Annotated in this window: 22 protein-coding genes and 1 pseudogene; 14 read left to right on the forward strand and 9 right to left on the reverse strand. The window is 49.5% G+C overall.

Annotated features, from left to right (window positions below):
• Positions 1–159 precede the first annotated feature (159 nt).
• Positions 160–1,137 (forward strand): arginine deiminase-related protein, encoded by a 978-nt coding sequence (locus EA26_RS08545; protein ID WP_039426728.1) that lies wholly within the window; start codon positions 160–162, stop codon positions 1,135–1,137.
• Between the two features lie 98 nt (positions 1,138–1,235).
• Here EA26_RS08545 and EA26_RS08550 read toward each other — a convergent pair whose 3' ends face one another.
• From EA26_RS08550 to yhfZ, 7 genes are all read right to left on the reverse strand, one after another.
• A complete protein-coding gene (locus tag EA26_RS08550; protein ID WP_039426730.1) occupies positions 1,236–2,480 on the reverse strand; it encodes a phosphopentomutase in 1,245 nt (414 codons plus the stop codon).
• The gene (locus EA26_RS08555) at positions 2,473–3,654 is read right to left on the reverse strand and encodes a YhfX family PLP-dependent enzyme (protein WP_039426731.1); all 1,182 of its coding nucleotides are present in this window, start codon (positions 3,652–3,654) and stop codon (positions 2,473–2,475) included. The genes EA26_RS08550 and EA26_RS08555 overlap by 8 nt, the downstream gene beginning before the upstream one ends.
• A 123-nt stretch (positions 3,655–3,777) precedes the next feature.
• Positions 3,778–5,079: a YhfT family protein gene (locus tag EA26_RS08560; protein ID WP_039426734.1), complete on the reverse strand. Its 1,302-nt coding sequence runs from the start codon at positions 5,077–5,079 to the stop codon at positions 3,778–3,780.
• Positions 5,080–5,088: 9 nt separating this feature from the next.
• Positions 5,089–5,448: a DUF2620 domain-containing protein gene (locus tag EA26_RS08565; protein ID WP_039426736.1), complete on the reverse strand. Its 360-nt coding sequence runs from the start codon at positions 5,446–5,448 to the stop codon at positions 5,089–5,091.
• Positions 5,449–5,474: 26 nt separating this feature from the next.
• Complete coding sequence (locus EA26_RS08570; RefSeq protein WP_039426739.1) at positions 5,475–6,353, reverse strand: phosphotriesterase family protein; 879 nt, start codon at positions 6,351–6,353, stop codon at positions 5,475–5,477.
• Entirely contained in the window at positions 6,350–6,721 is a 372-nt protein-coding gene (locus EA26_RS08575; protein ID WP_039426742.1) for a hypothetical protein, read from the reverse strand. Before EA26_RS08575 ends, EA26_RS08570 begins: the two co-directional genes overlap by 4 nt.
• Before the next feature lie 9 nt (positions 6,722–6,730).
• Entirely contained in the window at positions 6,731–7,627 is an 897-nt protein-coding gene (gene yhfZ, locus EA26_RS08580) for a GntR family transcriptional regulator YhfZ (protein ID WP_039426745.1), read from the reverse strand.
• A 222-nt stretch (positions 7,628–7,849) separates the two neighbouring features.
• On the opposite strand from yhfZ, the gene EA26_RS08585 reads away from it, so the two are divergent.
• Positions 7,850–9,088 (forward strand): DEAD/DEAH box helicase, encoded by a 1,239-nt coding sequence (locus EA26_RS08585; protein ID WP_039426747.1) that lies wholly within the window; start codon positions 7,850–7,852, stop codon positions 9,086–9,088.
• A 198-nt stretch (positions 9,089–9,286) separates the two neighbouring features.
• Entirely contained in the window at positions 9,287–9,736 is a 450-nt protein-coding gene (locus EA26_RS08590) for an HIT family protein (protein WP_039426750.1), read from the forward strand.
• Positions 9,737–9,897: 161 nt separating this feature from the next.
• Here the strand turns inward: EA26_RS08590 and EA26_RS08595 are convergent, their stop codons facing one another.
• Positions 9,898–11,238, reverse strand: coding sequence for an aminotransferase-like domain-containing protein (locus EA26_RS08595; RefSeq protein WP_039426753.1), 1,341 nt, complete (start codon positions 11,236–11,238; stop codon positions 9,898–9,900).
• A gap of 697 nt (positions 11,239–11,935) precedes the next feature.
• On the opposite strand from EA26_RS08595, the gene EA26_RS08605 reads away from it, so the two are divergent.
• The 4 genes from EA26_RS08605 to EA26_RS08620 all read left to right on the forward strand — a co-directional run bounded on the left by EA26_RS08605 (position 11,936) and on the right by EA26_RS08620 (position 16,187).
• Complete coding sequence (locus tag EA26_RS08605; protein ID WP_039426759.1) at positions 11,936–12,808, forward strand: NAD(P)-dependent oxidoreductase; 873 nt, start codon at positions 11,936–11,938, stop codon at positions 12,806–12,808.
• Between the two features lie 20 nt (positions 12,809–12,828).
• Positions 12,829–13,611 (forward strand): sulfite exporter TauE/SafE family protein, encoded by a 783-nt coding sequence (locus tag EA26_RS08610; RefSeq protein ID WP_039426762.1) that lies wholly within the window; start codon positions 12,829–12,831, stop codon positions 13,609–13,611.
• Between the two features lie 329 nt (positions 13,612–13,940).
• A complete protein-coding gene (locus EA26_RS08615) occupies positions 13,941–14,759 on the forward strand; it encodes a type 1 glutamine amidotransferase domain-containing protein (protein WP_081947055.1) in 819 nt (272 codons plus the stop codon).
• Positions 14,760–14,762: 3 nt separating this feature from the next.
• Positions 14,763–16,187, forward strand: a complete 1,425-nt coding sequence (locus EA26_RS08620) for a thiamine pyrophosphate-binding protein (protein WP_039426768.1) — start codon at positions 14,763–14,765, stop codon at positions 16,185–16,187.
• A gap of 90 nt (positions 16,188–16,277) precedes the next feature.
• Here the strand turns inward: EA26_RS08620 and EA26_RS08625 are convergent, their stop codons facing one another.
• Positions 16,278–16,517, reverse strand: coding sequence for a LexA family protein (locus tag EA26_RS08625; RefSeq protein ID WP_020432846.1), 240 nt, complete (start codon positions 16,515–16,517; stop codon positions 16,278–16,280).
• Positions 16,518–16,590: 73 nt separating this feature from the next.
• Here EA26_RS08625 and EA26_RS08630 point away from each other — a divergent pair, with 73 nt between their 5' ends.
• The 7 genes and pseudogenes from EA26_RS08630 to EA26_RS08660 all read left to right on the forward strand — a co-directional run bounded on the left by EA26_RS08630 (position 16,591) and on the right by EA26_RS08660 (position 20,943).
• On the forward strand, positions 16,591–17,715 hold the full coding sequence (locus EA26_RS08630) for an IS630 family transposase (protein ID WP_020432849.1): 1,125 nt from the start codon (positions 16,591–16,593) through the stop codon (positions 17,713–17,715).
• A complete protein-coding gene (locus tag EA26_RS08635; RefSeq protein WP_039426771.1) occupies positions 17,716–18,120 on the forward strand; it encodes a nuclear transport factor 2 family protein in 405 nt (134 codons plus the stop codon). It begins immediately after the preceding gene.
• Positions 18,117–18,464, forward strand: coding sequence for a Dabb family protein (locus EA26_RS08640; protein WP_039426774.1), 348 nt, complete (start codon positions 18,117–18,119; stop codon positions 18,462–18,464). Before EA26_RS08635 ends, EA26_RS08640 begins: the two co-directional genes overlap by 4 nt.
• Positions 18,465–18,500: 36 nt before the next feature.
• Positions 18,501–19,667, forward strand: a pseudogene (locus tag EA26_RS22665) (iron-containing alcohol dehydrogenase).
• Positions 19,668–19,677: 10 nt separating this feature from the next.
• Positions 19,678–20,079 (forward strand): nuclear transport factor 2 family protein, encoded by a 402-nt coding sequence (locus EA26_RS08650; RefSeq protein ID WP_052079665.1) that lies wholly within the window; start codon positions 19,678–19,680, stop codon positions 20,077–20,079.
• A complete protein-coding gene (locus EA26_RS08655; RefSeq protein WP_193244137.1) occupies positions 20,076–20,651 on the forward strand; it encodes a DJ-1/PfpI family protein in 576 nt (191 codons plus the stop codon). The genes EA26_RS08650 and EA26_RS08655 overlap by 4 nt, the downstream gene beginning before the upstream one ends.
• Positions 20,644–20,943 (forward strand): VOC family protein, encoded by a 300-nt coding sequence (locus EA26_RS08660; RefSeq protein ID WP_052079667.1) that lies wholly within the window; start codon positions 20,644–20,646, stop codon positions 20,941–20,943. Before EA26_RS08655 ends, EA26_RS08660 begins: the two co-directional genes overlap by 8 nt.
• Positions 20,944–21,097: the final 154 nt, after the last annotated feature.

Genomic DNA, 21,097 nt, shown 5'->3' on the forward strand with positions numbered 1-21,097 from the left:
ATAGTATATTTATCGGCTGGGTGTCGATAAATATTTCTGTCATCCCTCACTTCTATAGTAACTCTTACTGAAGGGGGTGTATGCTATGCTTAAAATCAGTAAAAACATGGTTAACATTAATTTTACAATCTGCCTAATCTAGTGAGAAGGAATGAACCGATGTTGTTACCGAATGAGACAAATCTATCGAAACAGAGCGTGCGACAAAACGCCAACTGCGTGGTGATGGTGCCGCCGAAAGAGTTTCGTTTTAATGAAGAGACCGCTCGCGACAACGAATTTCAGAACCAAATCTCCCTCGGCCAAGAGGCGGTGCGACAAAAAACCATGGCGGAGTTTAAGGCGATGGTGAGTAAACTGCGTCAGGAAGGGGTGCAAGTGGTGGAGTTTGACTACCCCGAGTCATCCGTCGCAACGCCGGACGCCGTTTTCCCGAATAACTGGTTTAGTACTACCGAAGAGGGCGCTTTTTTCACTTTTCCGATGGCGTGTGAAAACCGCCGGGAAGAAGTTCGCCCGCAAGCATTGATTGACGTGCTTACTGCCGCAGGGCGAGAAGTGACCCACCAAGATTCACTGACCCAATACACCCACGATGAGGCATTTTTGGAAAGCACGGGCGTGATGGTGATCGATCATTGCAACAAAACTATTTACGCCGCCTTATCACAACGTTGTGATCGCTTGGTGCTGGAAGAGTATGCCAAACGTATCGGCTACCCGCGCGTGATCTCTTTTCAAACCCGCTTACCGTCGGGCAAGCCGATTTATCACACCAATGTGATGATGGCGATTGGCGAGAAATTTTGTGTGATTTGTGATGAAGTGATCCCCGAGTTTGAGCGTCGTTTCGTCTTGAAATCATTAGCCAAAGACAAGCAGGTGATCTCCATTTCCATCGAGCAGATGAACCGTTTTTGCGGCAACCTCCTGCAACTGGAAACGGTTAACGGCAGCAAGGTGATCGCCATGTCGCAATCGGCCTATGATGCGTTTTCAGAAGCGCAGCGCAACCAACTGGCCACGCACGGAAAACTGCTTCCCTTCGATGTGAAGACCATCGAAGAGATTGGCGGCGGTTCGGTGCGCTGTATGCTTGGTGAAGTATTTTTGCCAACGCGCAAAAGCGTGCTGTAACGGATCGCTTTGTTCTTCTTCAAACACCTTCGCCTTAAAATGAAAAAGACCAACCCAGCGTTGGTCTTTCCTATTTAAAAGTAGCGAGAATTCTGAGATCAATCGAGTAAAGCCTCAATCGCTACCCCGTTTTCCGGTAACTCAGCGGCGAAGAAGGTGCACACTGTCGCTCCTACATCCGATAGTGTTTTGCGCTGTCCCAACTCCAGCGATTGCTTTTCTTGCCGATACGCTAGCAAAGGCACCTGTTCCCGCGTGTGTTTACTGTGGCCAATAAATGGGTCATTGCCGTGGTCGGCCATGACAATCAATAGGTCTTCAGCGCCCATCTGCGTCATCACTTGGCGAATACCCGCATCGGCTTTTTCCAAGATGCGCCAATATTGCTTGGGATCTTGCTGGTGGCCGGATAAATCGGTTTCTTGCACATTAGCGCAGAAAAACCCATCGTTTTGCTGCGCGAGGTCGTGGTTGAGTAGGCGAAAGACCTCATCGGTATCCACCACCGACAAATACGAGTGTCCGTTTCGGTTTTGTACAATGTCCGCCACTTTGCCATACAGCCATGTAGTGATGCCTTGCTGATGCAACAGCCACGGCACTTGAGTCGTCGCATCAACGCCATAACCTAAATGCGCCACCTGAAAGCCGTTGTCGTACACGCCGCTGTCCGGAGTGTTGATGCCAATATAGGTATCTTGGCCAGCACCATTGGGTTTGATTTCAATTGCGTTGAAGATGCGCTGCATGCTGGCAGCTTGTCCTGGAGCGCCAATGTGGCCGCCAAAGGCGATGTTGCGGCTGACGGAGTTGGCCGAGCGCACCACTTGTGCGATGTCGAGCAAAGCGGAAAATGACAGCAGATGGAAATTACAGGTCAAGTTGTACACTTGTCCAAGATCCGCTTCAAGATTGTCGCCAATCACCACAGCGCCTTCGACCAGCAGAAGGGACAACCCTTGACGAGTGATGGTTTCCACGCGATAGCCTTGCTCAATAAGCGCCTGTTCAATAGCGGGCAACACGGCTTGAAAAGGCTGAACGAGCGGCGCTTTGGGGCAAGTGCCCATGATTTCCTGATGGCCCATAAAGGTGTCGCCGCCTTGATGAGCCAGCTCCGCTTTACCTGTGTTGGCTAAGGGGTTAGCCTGCATAACGGATTTGCCATTGCGCAGTACATTTTGCAGGCCGAGTTTTTCCAGCGTCGCTAAGCGCTTGAGCGGAAAATGGTTCAGCAGCTTGTCGGCGGTATTGGCCCCGCAGTCTTGCGGGCGCACTTCTGCCACATCGGGCATTTCACCGACGCCAAAGCCATCGAGTACCACCACGATACATCTAGCCATCACACACCTCCGTTTGGTCGATGCGGTTGCCGAGTGCATCGAACCTGCCGATGATTTTGGGCTGCCCTTGGGCGACGCCACGGAGTAGCACCACATCACTGCGGGTGACAAATACTTGGGTGCGATATGCCATGATCACCGGAGAACCGATGGGGTAGTGGCCGGCAACACGCAGATGGTAATCAATGCTGTCGTGATCGTCGTTATACACACGTACGCGCTCGTTTTGCCCGCGATAATGGACCAAACCATGCTCGAGCGCGCCGCGGCGATAATATCCCCCAGCAAAGCAATAACTGTCGGCGCCATAATGGTGAGAGATTTCGCTTAAATAGAGCATGGCGATTTTCTCCGCCTGTGGGCTGACCGCGTTACCGGGTATGGTACCGGTCAGGGCGTGGCCCGGCTCGCCGTGCGTGCAGCCATATTTAGCCAGTAGGGGTAAGGTTTCAATACAGGTAGCTGAGGGCGCGTTGACTTGCTCGCAGTTGACGCCGAGCGCTTGCAAAGCGAGCTTGGCTTCCAATAGCGTGGTCAGATTGGGGGTTGGTTCGGTTTTTTGTGATGTTTGGTTAAACAAAAAACAGGGGAAATGGGTCACTCCTGCAATATAGACGTTGGGCATGGCCTGAATTTCCGCCACGACCTGTTTGAGCTCTTCGATCGCAAAGCCCGATTCTTGATTGACGTACAACTGGTCGCGCGAATGATAGAATTTGAGCAGCAAACCTTGTGTCACTTTTGCATTGTACGCCGCTTCAGAGATTTGCCGTGCTTTTTCCAGACTGTAGACAGTAATGACTTGCGGTTTGATAGCCGCCACCAAGGTTGGAATAAAATGGCTGGGCGGCTGCACCAGATGTCCGACATTGGCGATGGGCAAACCTTGTGCGGCCAGCGTGCGTGCTTCTTTGAAATCGACACACACAATACCGTCAAAATCGCACTGCTCAATTAACAGTTTTGCTAGTTTGGGGTTGCGACCAAACTGCTTGGTCATGGCGTAAAGCTTTATGCCCAGCTCATTGGCGACGCGCCGCATCTGCTGGGCGTTGGCAAGAAACTGGTCGACATCAATGACGGTGCTATCTGGCAGTATCTGGCCCTGTTTAAATAAGCGCAGCGCGGCGGTAATTAAGTCGGGATTTTGCTTTTCTAAGGCGTGTAAAAACATATTTTCCCCTTTTTAGGCATGAGCTGAGCCGGCACTGACTTTGGTCAGCACGCGCGAAATAACCATCAACGATGTTTCACTTGCTGGTATTAAGCCGACGATCAGCTCATTGGATTGCTTAAATTAAATGGCGAAGAGTCCAAGTAGATGCAGAACATTCAAGATAACGCCGGTTAAGATCGCGGCAACCGCAGGCGCTGCAATTTTCAGGATTGGGCGTCCCATCACTTCATTGAGGTAGAACAGCATGGCGAAAATGGTGAATCCTGTCGTCGAACCCATTTTCATCACGGCGAGCACGCCGCCGATCAGTAGCGCAAATTCCATCAAGGTATTCATTGAGTTACGAATGTTATCCGACGCATTGCGAATCGATGGGAACTGCTCTAAGAAACGCCCAATGGCACGCAGCAAGAACACTTCAAGACAGATGGTGATTGCCCCCAGCCCTGCCGCAACGGCCATATTCGGTGAGAGATAACCGACGACAAAAACGAATGTCATCCCCACGACGCCATAAACACCAGTAGCCAGAGCTGTGGTGGCAATCAGCGGAATAAAGCCAAGGCCGCGCATAAATTCAGACAGCGCCACTTGGCCGATGGCAGCCTCTTTCGCTGCGGGATCGCTGAGTTTCAACGCGTCTGCGAGTGAATAAATAGAGACTTCCGAACCGGCAAAAATACCACCGTTGGAGACGGCTGCAATCAGCGCGCCTGTGATGGCCAGAAAAGGCAGATGTTTGACGATGCGTTTACTGCGCTCTTCAAAAATGCTGTGCAAGCCTGACATATCGGGAGGGGTGATACCCGCACGGCGATCGGCCAAATCTTTACGGATAGCGAAGAAGACCAGCATCATCATGCCAACAAAGATCTGGATCGATTCCGGGTAGATGCCAGTAAATTTCATGATCATCAAACGAGCAAACAGGATCACGCCCGCAGCAATCGCACCCGCTTTCCAGCCAAATTGATAGAAAATGGCCAACAGAGGGAAGAGGGCAAACGCCGACATAACGGGGGTGCCGAGTTCTCCTAGTGCGCCCAGCGCATCAATCGGCAAGCCAGTTAAGACCGCATTGACCCCGGCGAGTGAGGTGACCACCAATACGCCCCACAAACCGCCCGCCAGCGCGGCGAGTACTCGGCTGCCGATCAAAACGCCAAGAATGTCCGTCGGAAGAAACAGTAGCCAAGGGTTTAATAATCCGGTTGAGAGCGTAAAAGAGATGCCAACCGACGCAACGAAACCGATCGAGAGGCCAAATGCAACCGAACCCGCGTCACGTCGCGTCATATTGCCCTCAAACAACTGGGGCAGAATTGGCCGAATGCCGTCGTGGAACACGGCTGCGCTCATATTGGCGACTAACGCGGTCATGGCGCAAAGCGCAGCTACTAACCCAATGTGCAGAATGTCCATAGCGACTCCTTATCTGGCGGCGAGTTGTTTAATCAGCATGGGAACGGCGTGTTCAACGTGCTCCAATGAGAGACCAAACGCCACACAACCTTTATCGATAAAGCTTTGAATCTCTTCTTGTTTGGCTTGGATGGATGGTTTGGCGATGGTGCAGCACTGGGCATAACCCAAAATGGCAATCGCCATGGCGAGCGCGCCGCCTGCGCCAGTGTTGCAACAGCCGATGAAGTAATCCATCTCCCCGGATTTCACTCTCACCGCCGCATCCATGTCGGTGAGAATGTGGCATTCAAAGGCATCTGGTAAGGCCGTCTCTATCTGTTGTTTGATTTGCTCACGCTGCAAACCCGCTATGGCAATTTTTTTCATCTTCTATCCTTAATGATTTCAAACGCTTATTCGCCGAATAAACGTGCAGGGTTGGTTCTGAGTAGGGTGTCGATTTGTGCTTGATCGATCCCGTGTTGCTTGAGAAGGGGAACAAATTCGTCCATTAAGTAGCTAAATCCCAGCCCGCCATTGGCTTTTAAATGCGAGCGGCGGGTGATGTCCATCGACAACATCAACTGCTTCTCGTAACCGCGCTCACACAGTAGCGCAAGCGTGGCCGCGCGTTTGCTGTCGGGGTAGTAGCTGTTTTTGCCTATGGTATCGAACTGCACATAGCAGCCTTGATCGAGCATCCACAGCAGATGGTCGAGATTGTCGCGCAGATCGCAGTGGCCCACGGTGACTTTATCCATCGCAACCCCATAGTGCTGCAGCAGTTGCAACTGTTCACGGCCCATGGTGCTCATGGACTGGTGGGTGGAAATCGGCCGTCCGGTGTGCAGGTGGGCGATGGCTGCCGCTTGGAACACTTTTTGTTCTGTGGGGCTAAAATGGGCTTCACTGCTGCCAATCTCGCCGATCAGGCTGGCTTTGAGGCGAGAGTCGGGAATGCCTTGCTCAATTTCGTCAATCATCCCTTGGGCGATTTGCTCGGCACTCATCTGATACAGCGCCTGTGGAAAGAAGCCTTCGATGTAGAAGCCCGTTGAGAGCAACACATTAATACCAGTCGCATCGATTAAATTTTCAATAAATTGAGGATTTCTGCCCATAAAAGCGTTGGTGACTTCGATGATGTTACGTACCCCGCGTTGTTGCACGGCACGCATCTCATCACACAGCAGCTCAAATTGGTCTAAGCGGCAGTCAAGGTTGTGCTTTTGCTCCGAGAGATCAATATGCAGATGTTCGTGGCAGTAGGTATACCCAGTGGCGTCTATCATAGCGCTGGCTCCTTTGACACTTGCATCAAAGCGTAAAGATTCGCGAGCAGAAAGCTCTCTTCACTGGCTGGCAGAGCGGTGATTCCCATCGCATCGAGCACCTTTTGGTGGAGCAGCAACAGATGCGGATAGTGGGGATCGCTTTGTATCTCCGCAAGCACCTCAGGATCCAATCCCTCTTCAACCGTTTGCAACTGCCAAATTCGGTCGGCGGCGCGCGCGAGGTGAGTGATGGCCATTTGATATTGCTCGCTTGCATGATCGATGGCGAAGGTGCTGTCGAGTAGTGCTAACGCTTTCACGCAGCCGCGATGGGCTTGTGATGAAATGACGCTGGCTTGCAGCAGGAGATCCAGACGTTGTTGCATAGTTCACCTTTAATAGCTGGGTGTGAGTTCCCCTTTCACCACGGCTTGCTGATGTGCCAGCAGTGGAGAAAGTTTGAGTAGTTTGCGCAGTAAAATCGTAATGTGCTGGGCGTGGCCGTTGACCAACATCACCGCCTGAGACGCCTCTTTGCACGCTGGCAAGTGCGCCAAAGATTGTTCAGCAAGGCCATATTTTTCCATGTCGATCGCTTCTGGTAGCCAAACCACCGCATCAATATCGCCATTGGTTAAGTGAGTTAAACTTTCGCCGTAGTGAATTTCGACGATCTCAATGGTTTTATTTTCAAACGCTTGGCTGGTCAGAATTTTTTGGTCGGGTGAGTCGGGATCGACGCCGACGCGGCGGATCTGCTCGTACTCCCCTTGGCGATAGATCAAACGGTGCTCGTGAGAGTAAGAGTTTGCGCCTAAATCGATTGCGGTGACCAGTCCTGATGCCAGCTGTTTCGCAGCAAGTTTTGACATAATCGCCACATCATAAGTGCCATTTCTTAGACACTCTGCGCGCACACTTGCACCGCGCATATGGGCAAAATAAAGTGGCAAATTGCCAAGCTGGGCTTTTAGACCACTGGCTAACCCCTCATAGTGGCGGGTATATGGCAGTGGCATCGCGCACACCACATTGTTGATACCCGCACACACAACCAGCTCGCGATAATTGAGCTGGCTGATAAACGTGCCATTGCGCCCTTGTTTGGATAAAACCACCGCGCCGCGCTGTTCAATGGTGGTTAACGCCTTTTGAATAAAGCCGACGGACACCACAAACTCTTCTGACAGCGACTCAATAGTGCGCAGGCGATCACCTTCTGTGGTGGTCATCAAATAGCGGGCGATATTCATGATCGCCGCGCCTTCTTTACTAATGTATTGAACAGTCATAACTTTTAATCTTCATTATTTTGAAGATAAATTAGCAGATAAATTGCTCAACAAATAGATACGGCTGAAAAAGTTGTGACGCACACGAAATTTTACGTTTATTTCTGCGCCGCGTCAGGCTAACAGGAGGATAAAAGGGGTGAGTAAACTCTTAGCCAGCAGTATTGCCCCGTGGTAAAGTTCGCCTTTATACCGTTTCTGTTTTCGCCTAGGTACGTTGCCATGTCATTTTCCTCTCTTTCTTTAAGCCCTGAATTGATTCAGGCTTTGCCGAAAAACATCGTTAAGCCGAGCGACATCCAAATGCTGGTGATCCCAGAAATGCTGGCTGGCAAAGACGTGCTAGCGCTAGCCAATACGGGCAGTGGCAAAACGTTCGCTTATGGTTTGCCTTTGCTGGAAAAGCTCAAAGCCAATACTCAGCAGCAGGCTCTGGTGTTAGTGCCTACGCGCGAATTGGCGCAACAAGTCACAGAAGCACTTAGCCCAATTGGTCGAGCGCTCGGTTTGCACACCGTGTGTTTGTCTGGCGGAGTCGATAAAGAGTTGCAGCTGCAAGCGCTGGAGCAAGGGCCGAATCTATTGCTGGCGACCACAGGGCGTTTGCTGGATCTGATCAAAAGCGGGTTAGAGCTGAGCGAAGTTGGTTACTTAGTACTGGACGAAGCGGATCGGCTGCTCGATATGGGCTTTTGGCCTGAAGTGCAGAAGATTGCCGAGCAAACCGCCCGTGCACGACAAACCGCGATGTTCTCGGCAACGTTTTCGGATGAGCTAAAGCACAAAGTCGCGCAGCTGATGCAAGACCCTGTTCAACTGGCGGCTCACGCGCAAAACAGCACTAATCAAGATGTGGCGGAAACGCTCTATCTCGTCAATAAAGGCAGTAAAACCAAAGCTTTGATTGAGCTTTTACAGCAAAAGCAATGGCCACAGGTGTTGGTGTTTATTGGTGCGAAAGAACATGCCGATGGCTTAAATAAAAAGCTCAATAAAGCGGGCGTCGCTGCCAGCGTATTGCATGGGGATAAGAGCCAAAGCGAGCGGGAGGCGGCGCTTGCGCAGTTCAAAAATGGCCAAAGCCAAGTGCTGATTGCGACGGACGTTTTAGCGCGCGGTGTACACATTGAACAACTGCCAGTGGTGATCAACTTTGACCTACCGATGCACGCCGAAACCTATGTACACCGAGTCGGTCGCACTGCAAGAGCCGGACAACAAGGCCTTGCTCTTTCGCTGGTGTGCCACGGTGAAATGGAAGCGCTCAATGCCATTCGCCACCTCACACAACGTGAATTGCCGGTGCAGAACCTAGAGGGTTTCCCGGTTACGGATCAGCCCTCAACGGGCGAGAGTAAGCGCGCTCCGCGTGACAAAAAAGCCAATCGCCGCACGCAAAATAAAAACAGCATCAAACAGTTCCAAAGTAAACCGACCAAGCCGACCCCGCGCGCCAAATAGTCACCTCGGGGCACGTTTAAATCCATCGCGCAGTCGCAACTCTAAAAATAGAGTTTATCCTGCCAGTTGTGGCCAAAAGGGCGCTATCGATTAGTATGGTTGCTGTGACCTTTGACCCTTGCCGATGAACAGCAGCGGAAAGTTGGACCGCCGAGCGATAACCGAACAGTTAACAGCCAACAGCCAAGGAGTAGTGCTTTGCCAAGTAGTGATGAATGCATCATTTGCGCTATTAATAGCGATAACTTACAACACTATCGGATTGCCGAGCAAAATGGGCTAAAAGCCGTACTCGACATCTTCCCGATAGCCGAAGGTCATGTGCTGATTCTAAGCCGTAGCCACGCCTCTCATCTTGAGCAACTCTCTGCCGAAGAACACGCAGAGCTGTTTCAGTTTGCGCATCAAATCGGCAAGAAGATGTTTGAAGTGCTGGATGACGTGAGTGATTACACACTGGTGGTCAATAATGGCCGCGACGCTGGGCAACACATACCGCACGTACACATTCACCTGATCCCTCGCCGCAAAGGCGATAGCCTCCGCTTTTATTGGCGCTTAATGACTCGATTTATCAATCCAATCAGCCCATTGAGCACCAAAACGCGTCTCGCGCAAATGCATCTACGCTGGATTAACGCAGGGTAAGAGTTTGGCTGTGTAAGAAACGCGAGCAAGCGGCAAAGCTCCCCGTTTATGGGTTTTTGAGCCGAGGCTCTTGCCGCGTTTTTTTACGCCTTCTAACAGAATCGTTTTGTTTCAGTTTGGTTATTGATTCAGCATCATCTCAAAACCATGAGTGTGATTAATTAGTAGGGGAAAAAGCTATTGATATCAGAGTCCAGTAATTGTTGGAGTTGATTCAATCCGTCTCTCAAGCGGGCTTCATTGCCGATTGACATCAAAGATAATCGAACGTGCGGAGTACTACCATTATTCGCGCAAAAGTAGCTACCACTTGTCACGATCACATTACGATTTTTGGCTTCCATCGCAAACCGGTCAGGTTGCCAATGATCAGGTAGCGGCAGCCAAATATGATACCCCGAAGCCGTAAAGTCTAGGGAAGTAAAAATTTCTCTGACCATCTTCTGCCTTTCATTGGCGATTTCCCTTTGTTGATCTGCTAACCGAAAAGCTTCGCCTGATTCGATGAGCAAGGTCGCTGCAATAAAATTGATTGGTGATGCAAGCCAGATATTGGTGCGAATATTTGCATTGAGAACCGTTATCTGGCTGTCCGGGGCCTTTAAGTAACCGCAGCGCATAGCCGGGCTAATTGCTTTAGATAATGCCGAAATGTGGAAAGTATAATCCGGGGCGAAGTTAGCGATTGGCGCGATGGGGTCATCATCTAAAAAGCAGTAGATATCATCTTCAACCAGCCACACTCGCTTGTCGTTGATGACTTGCGCGATTTGTTTTTTCCTCGATTCCGGCATTGAAATACCGGTTGGGTTTTGGTGGCTGGGAACCGTGATCACCATTGAAGGTTGGTGTTGTTCAATGGCTGTTGCCAACGCTTCTGGGCATAAGCCATGTTCATCCAGATCGACGCCAATCACCTGACGATCAGACATATTGACGATGGCCAGAATGCCCGGGTAAGTGAGTCGTTCGACAAGAATGGTATCACCCGGTTTTGTCAAAGTATCGACAAGCAATGATAGGGCGTGCTGAGCACCGTTCGTCAGCAACATATTGCTGCTGTTTGCTCCTTCTAAGCCGTACTTTTTCGCCCATTTCACCCCCGCGGCCCGATGGGTTTCATGCCCCGAGTATTCGGTATAACCAATCACTGCTGCGGTCAGTAATTCTGCGGACTGCCGATAAGCATTCTTCAGTGCAGGTACATTTCGCTCTAGGCAAGGTTGAAGTATCGAAAAGTTAAAGTTTGTCTCTTCATCGGGAGATTGAATGGCCTGATCGAGTGTCGTGCTAGCGCGAACAAACGTACCTCGTCCAATAAATGACTCAAGGAATCCTTTTTCAATAAGTAACTTATAAGCTTTTGCCACGGTCGCAGGTGTTGTCCCCAGCTCTTCTGCAAGTGCTCTATGGGTGGGAAGCTTTGAACTTGGCGAATATTCACCCTTTTCAATTTTCCGCTCTATCACTTCTGCTATACGAATGAATTTACTGTCGCTCACAAGGTTTCTCCTCGGATAAGCCTAATTTAGCAGACTATAACATATGTCTTTTTAGTTTTTATCCTTTTAAACAAAAACAAAATCAAATATTGACATAGTTCAATTTTGTAAATAATCTAAAAAAAAGAAATTGAACCAACTCAATGCAGATTATAACAACATCAGATTAGGCTTAAGAAATGCTAAAAGAGAAAGTAGAAACACTTAAAAAGCAAAGTGTTCAAGAAGTTCATGTGTCATATGACGCTGCAAACAAGCTAAAAAGTGCGTTCAGTAACTTGCGATTTAGAGAGGATGAGGAGTGGCTTAACGTAAGAGAATGGCTTGGTAATGTGGTAAAACACAGTCTAAATGATGACTTAGTCAATACCATTCGGGGCTTTAAGTCAGATCATGATCGATGTGCCTTGATTATCCGCGGTCTATTTATTGGAATATGTCAATTTCGGAATTGAACTCGTTTAATGTCAAAATGAAAAGACGTCTGCCTATTTTAGCTATTGGCGACAGACAGCTCGATGTTATGTCGTTGAGGTGAGGAAAACCCAACGTCTTCTACATAGCCGTGAAGGATTCAAATCCAGATCAGATGGTGCAGACCGCTGGTTAGTACGAATGTTCGGAATGAGCACATTAGAACGCATCGTTCCAGTCTCCGCAGAATTACAACATATTGGCAAGGACTAAGGAAAAGAAAATGGAATCAAATAAGGTCGCTTTTATTGGGTTAGGTGTCATGGGCTTTCCTATGGCTGGTCATCTTGCAAACGCCGGCTACAAGACCACAGTATTTAATCGTACTGAAAGCAAAGCAAAACGCTGGGCTCAAGAATTTTCCGGTGAGTACCAGCTAACGCCAAAGTTGGCAGCAATGAACTGTGACATTGTCTTTTTATGCGTGGGAAATGATGACGATGTAAGAAGTGTGGTCTATGGGGAAGATGGTGTACTCGCAGGTATGGCGCCTGACTCAGTTTTAGTTGATCACACCACAACGTCGGCAGAGCTTGCAGAAGAGTTGGCCAGCGCATGCAGAGATAGGAACATTTCGTTTATCGATGCGCCCGTATCAGGTGGTCAGGCAGGTGCTGAAAATGGGGCACTAACCATTATGTGTGGCGGCGATCAAACGGTTTTCAACCGCGTCGAACCCGTACTGAAAAGTTATGGTAAGCGGGCGGCTTTAATGGGCAAGAATGGTCAGGGGCAACGCAGTAAGATGGTCAATCAAATCTGTATTGCTGGTGTGTTAAAAGGACTAAGCGAAGGCCTACTTCTGGCAAAAAATACTGATCTTAATATCAGCCAATTAGTCGATGTATTAAAGCATGGAGCAGCCGGTTCGTGGCAAATGGAAAATAGAGGTGTAACCATGTCACAAGGTAAATTCGATTTTGGTTTTGCGATTGATTGGATGCACAAAGACCTCAGTATTTGCCTCAATGAAGCAACGAAAATGGGCATTGAGCTGCCGTTAATTGAGCAAGTAGACGGTGAATACCAGTCTTTGCAACAACAAGGTTTCGGTCGCATGGATACCTCTGTGCTTTTCAAAATCTACGATCGATAACTTTGACAGGAATGCTCACTATGGAAATATTCGGTAACGACATTACGCTGTTAATACTTATCGCATTAATGGTATCTGCCTTTGCGGCCGGTTTTATTGACTCAGTTGCAGGCGGTGGAGGACTCATTTTGGTTCCTTCTTTTATCCTGGCGGGATTACCTCCTCAATTAGCCCTTGGACAAGAAAAAATTGTCAGCACATTGGGGACTATTGCCGCCATCCGTAATTTTATTCGAAATAAGAAAGTTATTTGGACGGCGGTGGCAACGGGTCTACCGGCGGGTCTAATTGGGGCGTATGCGGGCGCCCAAGCGATCCTTTACTTTGATCCTGATACTATCGGCAGAATTATTCTTTTTATGCTGCCATTTGGCATTATTCTATCTTTCATTCCTAAGAAGAACCGTAATGAAGAAAACTCGGCGCCAATTAATAAAACCGTTATTCTATTTGGTGTTCCTACCGCGGTGTTTGTCATCGGTTTTTATGATGGATTCTTCGGTCCCGGTACGGGGAGCTTTCTGATTTTAGCTTTGCACTACCTACTTAAATTTGATTTAGTTTCATCGTCAGCAACGTCAAAGTTATTTAATTTTTCCTCTAACATTGGCGCATTATTCGCCTTCATGGTGGCTGGTAATGTTCTCTATATGCTGGCGATACCTCTAGTGGCCATGAATTTACTCGGCAACCATCTCGGGAGCTCTTCAGCTATGAAATACGGCGCCAAACTTATCCAACGAACGATTTCCGTATCACTCAGTTTATTGATGATTTCGTTGGGTTATAAGTTCCTGTTTTAAAAATGAGCCAATCAATGCTGCGTTAAAACGCCCATTCATGCCCCAACACACCCCAAAGCCACGCCCATTCTCGGTGTGGCTTTTCTCTCCGTGCCATTAGTACATGATCGCGCACTCATCCAGACCTACACATCATCTTGTATACGATTACATTCATATTTTTGAACTGACTCAATATAAATTAAATTGCATATAAATAGATTGTTTTCTGTTCTTTCCTCGTCACAAAGCTGTCCTACGCTCTTAAAGCTAAACGTCAGGTTGGGCTAAGAGTGAGCGATTTTCGTGCACTCATTAGCTCTCATTATTCCAAGAAAAGAGAGTTGAACATGAAAATACTGGCTGTGTTGTCCGAGTATGGATACTGGGGCGAAGAGCTTGTCGGGCCTTTGCAGGCGCTGGATAAGGAAGGTTACACCGTGGATTTTGCTACCCCGACAGGTAAGCGCGCCCATGCACTACCGCCGAGCATGGACGCAGGCTACATCGATCCGCCACTAGGTCGCAGTGTGGTATCGAAAGAGATGGAGCTGGCGGCCAAACAACTGGAAGCGACCAATCGCTTGGACAATCCGCTGGCACTCAATCAGCTCATTCCTGAACGCCCTTACTTGAGTAGTGAAAACTACCTCCACGCACTGGAAAACTACTACCACCGCTTAGAGCAAGCCGAACAAGAACTCAGTGGTTATGACGCTTTGTTGCTGGTCGGCGGAAGCGGACCGGTGGTGGACATGGTCAACAACCAGCGAGTGCACGATCTGGTGCTGGCATTTTACAAAGCCAACAAATTGATTGCGGCGGAATGTTATGGCGTGGCGGTGCTGGCGTTTGCCCGTGATTGCCGTGATAAGCAGAGCATTATTTGGGGCAAACACGTTACCGGCCACCCGCTTGAGTACGACTACAAAGATGGCACTGGTTTTCTCGGCGTCGATTTCAATATGGGGCCGCCACCGTATCCGTTGGAGTACATTCTGCGTGATGCGACAGGGCCTGAAGGTCAATACCACAGCAATGTCGGTAACCGCACTAGCGTTATCGTCGACTATCCGTTTTTAACCAGCCGCTCCACGGCATCGTCAGTGAAGTGCGGTGAAAAAATGGTTGAAGTACTGGAACAAGGGCTGACACGTTACGGGTGGTAGAGCATGGCAGTAAGAAACGGAAAGCAAGCCATTCTCGCTCAGTTTGCGCTGGATGGTTTACATCACATGTTTGGTAATCCGGGCACGGTTGAGCAAGGTTTTTTGGATGCTTTGGACGACTACCCAGAGATTAAATACATCCTCACTTTGCATGAAACCGTCGCAGTAATGGCGGCCGATGGTTATGCCCGTTCGACGCAAAAGCCAACCTTAGTGCAACTGCATAGCTCACCCGGCATTGGCAATGCGGTTGGCGCTTTGTATCAAGCCAAGCGTGGTCATGCACCTCTAGTGGTTATCGGCGGAGATGCCGGGCTGAAATACATGAACATGGATGCACAGATGGCGGGGGATCTGGTGGCGATGATGGAGCCCGTTACCAAATATGCCACCATGGTGCTGGACAGCAAGTCGCTGCTACGCACCGTGCGCCGAGCGATTAAAATCGCCGCCACGCCGCCAATGGGGCCGGTGTACGTCTGTCTACCAGCCGATATTCTCGATGCGCCCAACGCTGAGCCGTTGTTGCCGACGTCTATTCCGTCCACCCGCGTGCTGCCAGACCCGCAAACCATCACGAACATTGCCACTCACTTGCTCACTGCCCAAAAGCCAATGATCTACTGCGGCGATGGTGTGGCGTATTCGCAAGCGGGCGAAGCCTTAGCTCAGCTCGCCGACCCGTTACTGTCTCTGCAAGCGCTCATCGCGTCTGTGCAGCAAAAGCAAAGTGCTGAGCAAAAACAAAAGGCGGCTGAGCGTGTGCAGGCGATGTGCCAAGAAGCGCTGCGCCGACAAGAGGTAGAGCAAACGCAGATTACCGAGCAGAAAAGCGCGACGCAACTCTGTATGGCGGATTTTGCCGAGCAGTTGGTCCAGCAAGTGGATGCTGACCAGTTGGTGGTGTTTGATGAAGCGCTGACCAGCTCGCCGCAGTTGGCGCACTATTTTAAAGCCAGCCAAACCGGGCAGAGTTTTATCACCCGAGGTGGCTCACTTGGGGTCGGTTTTCCGGGTGCCATTGGCGTCAAACTGGCGCAGCCTGAGAAATGCGTGGTCGGTTTTAGCGGCGATGGTGGCAGCATGTACACCATCCAAGCGCTCTATTCTGCGGTGCGCCATGGTGTCGGGGCCAAGTTTGTGGTGTGCAATAATCGCTCTTACCGCCTGCTGCAACTCAATATTGACAACTACTGGCAAACTCAAGCGATGGATCCGCATCAGACCTGCTTTGATCTCTCTTATCCGGCCATCGATTTTTGCCAAATCGCTCAATCCATGGGCGTTGAGGCGATGCGTATAGAGCATCGCGATCAAGTACCAGCTGCGTTGGATCAAATGCTGTCTGACGATAAACCGTTCTTAATTGAACTCAGATTAGACGGTGATTACGACCCGTCGCAAGTGGGGGTGAAATGTGGGCAGTAACGATATTGCAATGAGCGCAGAGCAGCGCTGTCAGGACAACATGGCGATCAGTTTACTAGTACCGTTTCCATTTAATTCTGATCGATTGAGCTACCAATCCAATGGTAGCTCTTTTACATCAATAGCCACCTTGATACTTCGGCTGACACCAGCTTCTTTCGTTATCAATCCACGCTCTTCAAGCTTCAATAACATCTGATGAACACTTGGTGGTGATACCTCAAAGTAATCTTGTAGATCTGCATGAGCTGGCGCTCGTCCATTCACTTTGGTGTAGTAGTAAATATAGGCCAGATACTGCCCTTGTTTCTTGGTGTATTTCCCAGACATTTTCCCATCTTAGATCGACATCTTTACCGGAGTATGATCAATTGTTGGTTTTAAGAATGAAGCCTATAATGCCATGAATATTTCCTACCGTGTTGAACTGACTTGTGAAGAAATTGCTGAACTTAACGAACTCACCAGTAAAGGGAAGCACAACGCCAGAAAGCTAAAACGTGCCCAAATCCTTTTACTGGCAAATCACAGGCAACATACAGACGCTGAAATATGTCAGCTCTTAAACACCAGTACTTCAACGGTCTATAGAACCAAACGCGGTTTTGTTGAAGAAGGCCTGCAATCTGCCCTGGAAGAAGGAAAACGTCGTGGGCAGCCGAAGGCATTAAGCTCAAGCGAGGAAGCCACGCTTATCACTATCGCCTGTACCAAGCCACCTGAAGGGGTCGCTCGCTGGACGCTTTCTTTAATTGCAGACAGGCTGATCGCTTTGACGGACTTAGAAAGTATTTCTCTGGAAACAATCCGCTCACGACTTAAGGAAAATCAACTCAAACCATGGCAGAAGAAAATGTGGTGCATTGGTCAACTCAATGCGGACTTCATTGCACAGATGGAAGAAGTTTTGGAGTTGTATGCTCAACCTGCCAACCCCAAAGAGCCGGTCATTAACTTCGATGAGGCCATGAAGCAGATGGTTTCCCATACAAGAGAGCCTATTTCAGCTAAACCTGGACAACCAGAACGCATCGATTATGAATATCGCAGGGAAGCGGTAGCGAATATCTTCCTGATGTATGACCGACATAATGGTTGGCGACATGCGAAAGCAACAAAAACCAAAAAGTTCGAAGACTTTGCTTGGTGCATGAAAGAGTTAGTTGATGAACATTACCCGGATGCAGAGCAAATTCATGTTGTATTAGACAATTTTACCACTCACAAGGCTGGCGCACTTTATCACACGTTCCCTGCGGAAGAGGCTCGTCGAATATTAAGGAAAATCACTTTCCACTATACCCCTCCTCATGCCAGTTGGCTCAACATGGTGGAGATTGAGATCGGCGTTATGAATCAGCAATGCCTTAATCGACGTATCGGGAGTTGGGAGGAATTACATCGGGAACTTAAAGCTTGGGAGACTATGCGCAATACAGAGAAAGCATCCATTGAATGGTTGTTTGATGTAGACAAAGCCCGGAATAAACTTCACCGGGCTTATGATGAACTAACCATTCAAAACTAAATGGAAAGGGTACTAGTACGAAACTGGTTTTTCGCCATCACCACACAACGCCCAACAGGCAAGCTGCTGGAGATGTTGGCGGCGGATTTCCAACTGACTTTCCCCGAAGCCACACTCAGTAACCGTGACGAGTTTGACCATTGGTATCTCGGTGTGCGTGAGCAGTTTTTTGACCAGCAACATCTTATTCGTCATCTCGATATTCAATGGCAATCCACTACAGTGGCGCATCTGGCGATTTGGGTGAACTGGCAAGCCCGTCAGCGCAATCGCGATCTGCCGTTTAGCCGCCTGCTGGATTTTGATGCGCTGCAACACTGGCAAGTGGTCCACGAGCATGGCCGTTGGCGCATTGCTCACTATCAGGTGGTAGAACTCAAGGACAATCAAGAGAGGAACTCATGATCAGACATATCGTTCTATTTCGTCTTAAAGACGAATTCAACGGCATGAATAAAGCAGAGATTTTGTCGCGTATTCAGCACAACGTGAACCACATGCGCGAAGCCATTTCTTCCATCCAGCACATCGAAGTGTGTACACACCAACAAGATGTGACGGCGGTATTTAATGCCGATGATCTGTGCGTGTTGGCCGACTTCGCCACGCAAGAGGATTATCACCACTACTTTCATCACCCTGTGCATCGAGATGCGGCAGGTTTTGCCGCGGAGGTGTCCAGCAGCGTGCACGCCATCACTTACGAAACCATTGATTATCAAGCAATGGCTCATCAAGTTAAGGAGTGAGTCATGGAAAACTTTGACTATTACAACCCAGTGAGAATGTTGTTTGGCAACGGGCAAATCGACCAACTGGCCGAGCAGATCAAACCTTATGGCCATCGCATTTTATTGGTCTACGGACAACATCATGTCAAGCAAACGGGCTTGTATGAAAAGATCACCGATCAACTAAAAAAAGCGGGCCTTGAATGGGTCGAGCTAGAAGGTGTGCACCCCAATCCGAGATACAAACTGGTTGAAACGGGCATCGAACTGGTGCGATAGCATAAGCTGGATTTTGTCTTAGGCGTTGGTGGCGGCAGCGTCAGTGATACCGCCAAAGCGATTGCCGTTGGGGCTCCACTTGCCTACGACGTGTGGGATGTCTTTGAAGATTTCAACCGCGCCATGCACAACCCCAATTACGCAGTGCAATACCCTGTGGGAGAAGTACTGCCGTTTGCGATTGTGATGACCAAAGCGGGAACTGGCTCGGAATTTGATTACACCTCTGTGCTTTCTCGGCGTGAAACCAAAGAGAAATTGATGGTGATTAACAAATCCATCTACGCCAACTTCTGCATTGACGACCCCAGCTTAACTTTCTCCTTGCCACAAGATGAGACAGTGTTTGGCGTTGCGGACATCATGACGCACTACCTAGAACAATATCTCTCGCCCTCGGTAAACACGCTTGCCACCGACAGAATCAAAGAAGGTTTACTGCGCACCGTGATTGAGTCTGGCCGCCGGGTGTTAGAAAACCCTAAAGATTATGACGCCAGAGCGTATCTGCTCTACGCGGCTGCGTGGGCTTGCTGCGATCAAAACATGTGTGGCTCTATCCCGGAATGGTCTTCTCACTTGATTGAACATGAGTTAACCGCGCTGACCGATCTCAACCATGGTCATGGCATGGCGCTGATCTATTCCGGTTGGATGCCGCAGGTACAAAGTTCCATTCCTTCGCGTTTTGTTGCTATGGCTGAGAACGTGTGGCAGTTGCCAAGAAATGGGCGTAGTGACGAAGCCTACGGCCAAGCTGCGATTGAGGCGACCAAAGAGTATTGGCGAGATTTGGGCATCAATCTCTCGTTGTCGGCGAGCGGTGTCGACACCAGTTTGATCCCGACGATTGCCGAGCGCACTTTGCGTTTTGGCGCGGTTGGCAGCGCCAAGGCCCTCGACAAAGAGGCGATCATCACCATTCTCACCAGCGTGGAATAAGGAATCTGTTATGCAAGCAAAAACAACCCAAGAAGTGGTTTTAGCTTATTTTGAATCGGTCAACGCGGGCGATTGGCAAACCTGGCTGAGCCTGTTTGCCGATGATGCGAGTATCGAAGAGCCAATTGGAACGCTGAGCGGAATTCAAGCGCTGACGGATGGCACGCAGGTGTTGGCGAAAGTCTATCGCTCTTTTCAAAATCACTTACTGTCATTTTTTGTCGATGGTGAACACGCCTGTGCACAGACGCACATTTCAGCTGTGACGGCCAGTGGCGAAGCGGTAGAAGTGGACGTATGCAATGTCTATCTGATCCAAAACGGCAAAATCATTTCGCAAAAGAATTACCTCGACAGCAAGAAATTGCAGCCTTTTCTCGATGAACTCAAACGTCAAGGATACTTATCATGAGCAAGAAAATCGCGGTATTAATTGAAAGTGACTACTTCGAGAAAGAGATCTTTTACTACCAGTTTCGCTTCCCTGAAGCAGGTTATGAGCTGCATCTACTTAGCCGTCTTTGGGGACAAAATGCCATCACCTTTACTGGCCACGAATACAAGGTGCCGCTGGAATGCAGTGAGAGTTTTGAAGCGCTGAGTGACGAGCTATTGGACGAGTTCGATGCCCTGATTGTGCCGTCCGGTATTGTCGCCGACAGATTGAGATACACCGAAGATATCAACGCGCTGCCACCCGCCTGCCGTCTGCTGGAGCGCGCGTTCGCCAATCCTCGTCTGCTCAAAGGCATCATTTGTCATGGTATGTGGTTGATGGCGCCGATTGCGCATCTGGTGGAAGGGCGCAAGGCTGTGGTGCACAACAATTTGCTCGGCGATGCCAAAGCCTATGGCATTGAATACGTCGATCAGGATGTGGTGGTGGATGGCGATTTAGTCACCGCAAGAACGGGAATGCACTGTCATCTGTTCGCACAAAAAATCTTGCAGTTGCTGGAAGAGCGGGAGGCGCAACATGGCTAACGTCAGGCTTGCCCACATCGCCCTCAACTGCCAAGACCCAATCGCCACTGAGCGATTTTACAGCCAGTTTTTCGGTTTCGAACGTACCCGAGTGTATGACCCGGGTGAAAACCAAGTGGTGATGATCAAACTCGGTGAGTGTTATCTCGAACTGTTCCGCGCTAGCGAACCGCGCCCGATGGCTCCGCCTTTACTGGCATACGCCATTTTTGCCTTGAAGTGGAGGATCTGGACGCGTTACTCAAGCAATTGGGGCAAGCGGCGCCGCTCTCTCTCGGTCCTTTGGATATGAGCCAGTACATTGCCGGTATGCAGGTCGCTTGGGTCAAAGACCCCGATGACAATATCGTCGAGCTCAATCAGGGGTATCGAGATGAGGCGAATCCACCTCCGCTTGTGACTGAGTGACAAGCGATCAATTCAATTTAAGGATGTCAGGGTTAATG

Origin of the sequence: Vibrio navarrensis, from assembly GCF_000764325.1 — a bacterium.
Taxonomy (GTDB): Bacteria; Pseudomonadota; Gammaproteobacteria; order Enterobacterales; family Vibrionaceae; genus Vibrio; species Vibrio navarrensis.

What these genes read in the sequence shown, in the direction of transcription:
- EA26_RS08545 (WP_039426728.1), top strand. Translation starts at nt 160, where the DNA reads ATGTTGTTACCGAATGAGACAAATCTATCGAAACAGAGCGTGCGACAA.
- EA26_RS08550 (WP_039426730.1), bottom strand. Translation starts at nt 2,480, where the DNA reads ATGGCTAGATGTATCGTGGTGGTACTCGATGGCTTTGGCGTCGGTGAA.
- EA26_RS08555 (WP_039426731.1), bottom strand. Translation starts at nt 3,654, where the DNA reads ATGTTTTTACACGCCTTAGAAAAGCAAAATCCCGACTTAATTACCGCC.
- EA26_RS08560 (WP_039426734.1), bottom strand. Translation starts at nt 5,079, where the DNA reads ATGGACATTCTGCACATTGGGTTAGTAGCTGCGCTTTGCGCCATGACC.
- EA26_RS08565 (WP_039426736.1), bottom strand. Translation starts at nt 5,448, where the DNA reads ATGAAAAAAATTGCCATAGCGGGTTTGCAGCGTGAGCAAATCAAACAA.
- EA26_RS08570 (WP_039426739.1), bottom strand. Translation starts at nt 6,353, where the DNA reads ATGATAGACGCCACTGGGTATACCTACTGCCACGAACATCTGCATATT.
- EA26_RS08575 (WP_039426742.1), bottom strand. Translation starts at nt 6,721, where the DNA reads ATGCAACAACGTCTGGATCTCCTGCTGCAAGCCAGCGTCATTTCATCA.
- yhfZ (WP_039426745.1), bottom strand. Translation starts at nt 7,627, where the DNA reads ATGACTGTTCAATACATTAGTAAAGAAGGCGCGGCGATCATGAATATC.
- EA26_RS08585 (WP_039426747.1), top strand. Translation starts at nt 7,850, where the DNA reads ATGTCATTTTCCTCTCTTTCTTTAAGCCCTGAATTGATTCAGGCTTTG.
- EA26_RS08605 (WP_039426759.1), top strand. Translation starts at nt 11,936, where the DNA reads ATGGAATCAAATAAGGTCGCTTTTATTGGGTTAGGTGTCATGGGCTTT.
- EA26_RS08610 (WP_039426762.1), top strand. Translation starts at nt 12,829, where the DNA reads ATGGAAATATTCGGTAACGACATTACGCTGTTAATACTTATCGCATTA.
- EA26_RS08615 (WP_081947055.1), top strand. Translation starts at nt 13,941, where the DNA reads ATGAAAATACTGGCTGTGTTGTCCGAGTATGGATACTGGGGCGAAGAG.
- EA26_RS08620 (WP_039426768.1), top strand. Translation starts at nt 14,763, where the DNA reads ATGGCAGTAAGAAACGGAAAGCAAGCCATTCTCGCTCAGTTTGCGCTG.
- EA26_RS08625 (WP_020432846.1), bottom strand. Translation starts at nt 16,517, where the DNA reads ATGTCTGGGAAATACACCAAGAAACAAGGGCAGTATCTGGCCTATATT.
- EA26_RS08630 (WP_020432849.1), top strand. Translation starts at nt 16,591, where the DNA reads ATGAATATTTCCTACCGTGTTGAACTGACTTGTGAAGAAATTGCTGAA.
- EA26_RS08635 (WP_039426771.1), top strand. Translation starts at nt 17,716, where the DNA reads ATGGAAAGGGTACTAGTACGAAACTGGTTTTTCGCCATCACCACACAA.
- EA26_RS08640 (WP_039426774.1), top strand. Translation starts at nt 18,117, where the DNA reads ATGATCAGACATATCGTTCTATTTCGTCTTAAAGACGAATTCAACGGC.
- EA26_RS08650 (WP_052079665.1), top strand. Translation starts at nt 19,678, where the DNA reads ATGCAAGCAAAAACAACCCAAGAAGTGGTTTTAGCTTATTTTGAATCG.
- EA26_RS08655 (WP_193244137.1), top strand. Translation starts at nt 20,076, where the DNA reads ATGAGCAAGAAAATCGCGGTATTAATTGAAAGTGACTACTTCGAGAAA.
- EA26_RS08660 (WP_052079667.1), top strand. Translation starts at nt 20,644, where the DNA reads ATGGCTAACGTCAGGCTTGCCCACATCGCCCTCAACTGCCAAGACCCA.